Source organism: Companilactobacillus halodurans (assembly GCF_009600985.1).
In the GTDB taxonomy this organism is placed as follows: domain Bacteria; phylum Bacillota; class Bacilli; order Lactobacillales; family Lactobacillaceae; genus Companilactobacillus; species Companilactobacillus halodurans.
The window spans coordinates 1-1,151 of sequence record NZ_VDFP01000218.1 but is presented as its reverse complement, the minus strand read 5'-3'; the positions used below and the strand labels follow the sequence as shown (position 1 = coordinate 1,151).

Below are 1,151 nucleotides of genomic sequence, written 5' to 3'. Positions count from 1 at the left end.
GAGGATGCCCGTAGATTAGTTGAGGGCGGTGTTCCATTGAAAGATATTGATATTGGTAACATGCATTTTTCCGATGGTAAAAAACAAGTTACAAAATACACATACATGGACGATAAAGACATTGCTGATTTGAAAGCATGTGCCGATAAGGGTGCCAATGTTTATGTACAAGAAGTTCCAGAAGATAAAAAACAACCTTTGGAAGAAGTGATCTAGGATGCAAGTTACTTTAATGCAAGGAATTTTAATTGGAATCTTTGCCATTATTTCAGGTATTGATTTCTGGTGGGAAGGCTTTTACATCTTTAGACCAATGATTGTTTGTACAATCACAGGTATGATACTTGGCAATATTACTTTAGGTATTGTTGCTGCTGGTCTAACAGAATTAGCTTTTGCCGGTCTAACCCCAGTTGGTGGAACACAGCCGCCTAACCCTATTATGGCTGGTATTATGACAGTTGTACTTGCTTATACAACAGGTAAGTCACCAGCCACTGCTATTGGTTTAGCATTACCATTTAGTATTTTGATGCAATACATTATCTTGTTCTACTATTCAGCATTTTCAGTTTTGACAAAGAAACTTGATACTTATGCTGCAAATGGTGAGACAAAGAAATATACACAATTAGCTTTATTGCCAACTTGGATAGTTGGTTTATCATACGGAATTATTGCATTCCTATGTGTCTATGGTGCTCAAGCACCTATGAAAGATTTAGTAAATTCAATGCCAGTTTGGTTAAGTCATGGTTTTGAAATTGCCGGTAGTATTCTACCTGCAGTTGGTTTTGGATTACTTTTAAAGAGTATGTTGAAAGCCAAATATGTTCCATATCTTTTAATTGGATTCACTGCCGCATGTTTCATTAAGTTTGGGAATTTAATGCCAGTTGCTGTTATCGGTATCGCACTTGCTTTAATCGAATATAACAGAAGTCAAAAAGATGTTGAGAACGAAAAGAAAATGAAGACAGTTATGGAAAATGCAAACAACAATGGAGATGATGAGGATTGAATCTAAAGATATCGAAACTCCACAAAGAGGTAAATTATCTAAGCATGATGTTAAAATGCTTGGTGTTAGATCTCTATTTAATCAGTCTGCAATGAACTATGAAAGAATGCAGGCTGATGGCTGGACTTTA

The 1,151-nt window shown here is 35.9% G+C and carries 2 protein-coding genes; both read left to right on the top strand.

The window, feature by feature from the left end; genetic code table 11:
• Positions 1-216: PTS sugar transporter subunit IIB (locus FHL06_RS13745; protein ID WP_192918021.1), on the top strand; the 216-nt coding region annotated here is incomplete at its 5' end.
• 1 nt (position 217) lies between these two features.
• Complete coding sequence (gene agaC / locus FHL06_RS13740) at positions 218-1,021, top strand: PTS galactosamine transporter subunit IIC (RefSeq protein ID WP_153387213.1); 804 nt, start codon at positions 218-220, stop codon at positions 1,019-1,021.
• Positions 1,022-1,151 lie beyond the last annotated feature (130 nt).